General features: G+C 36.7%; 1 protein-coding gene. It reads left to right on the plus strand.

All coding sequences use genetic code 11. From position 1 onward, the window contains the following. Positions 1–232: 232 nt before the first annotated feature. The gene (locus tag AAEY68_RS20635; protein ID WP_024593458.1) at positions 233–1,189 is read left to right on the plus strand and encodes an IS110 family RNA-guided transposase; all 957 of its coding nucleotides are present in this window, start codon (positions 233–235) and stop codon (positions 1,187–1,189) included. Positions 1,190–1,214 lie beyond the last annotated feature (25 nt).

Consider the following 1,214-nt stretch of genomic DNA (forward strand, 5'->3'; position numbering starts at 1 on the left):
CTTGTATGGATAATAAACCCATAAATTAATTAATATTAATACCAGGTTCGGGTAATGTGAGACCCAGGCTTTAGCAGCAACTAAAGCTTTCCTTGTCGTAGTTCGATTAAGCGATGGCTCCTCTATTGAGAGACCGATAACAAGAACGAACGCGACAAAGGACTCCAAGCACCACACTCGAATAGTCTACTGGGTCTCGAACCCGCATTATGCAAGTAAGAGTTAGCTTATTATGAAATCAAATATGAATCAAAACATTAATGTCGGTGTCGATACTGGCAAATTCCAATTAGATATTTATATTCGACCTTTAGATATCTATTTCACCGTTACTAATGATGATAAAGGCATAAAAGAAGCCGTTAACATTATTAGAAAACACAAACCTGAGCGCATTGTTATCGAAGCAACTGGCCGTCTTGAAATGGCATTTATTTTAGCATGTGCTAAAGCAGGATTACCTTTTACTATTGCCAACCCTGTCCATGTAAAACGCTTTGCTGGTGCCATTGGACAACGTGCAAAAACAGATAAATTAGACGCTCAACTAATTGCGCATTATAGCGAAGCAATCAAGCCTAAATTATCACAGCTAAAACCAGAAACAATGCAAGCTATGAGTGATTTAGTAACGCGCAGAAATCAATTATTAACTATGCAAACCATGGAAAAGAATCGCTTACAAATTATGCCTAAAGCATTAGCCATGACGATTAAACCTATTCTCACTTTGTTCAAAAACCAAATTATTAAAATAGAAGAAAAAATAGCAAAGCTGATTGAGAGTTGTCCTGAATATAAAGCTAAAAATGAAATATTACAAAGCATGACTGGCATTGGAAAAATAGCCGCAGCTTCTATCATCAGTAACTTGCCTGAATTGGGTTATATCAACAGTAAACAAGCTAGTGCTTTGATTGGTGTTGCACCGATAAATCGAGAAAGTGGAAGATTTAAAGGTCATCGAAAAATACAAGGTGGACGACCACAAGTCAGAACCGTTTTATACATGGCCATGATGTCAGCAATGCAATCTAATCCTGTTTTTAAAGCGACATATCAACGTTTATTAGCCGCAGGAAAACCTAAAAAAGTCGCAATAATTGCCTGCATTAGAAAGATGATTGTTATCTTAAATTCAATGCTAAGAGACGGTGTTTCATGGGTAGCGCCAAAAGTTATAAATTAACTATTGACGCCATAGTCTCTTGTTA

Source organism: Pseudoalteromonas sp. RB2-MNA-CIBAN-0110, from assembly GCF_040309305.1.
In the GTDB taxonomy this organism is placed as follows: domain Bacteria; phylum Pseudomonadota; class Gammaproteobacteria; order Enterobacterales; family Alteromonadaceae; genus Pseudoalteromonas; species Pseudoalteromonas arctica.

Bases quoted from the DNA above. Each gene is read 5' to 3' on its own strand.
- AAEY68_RS20635 (WP_024593458.1), top strand. From the start codon at position 233: ATGAAATCAAATATGAATCAAAACATTAATGTCGGTGTCGATACTGGC.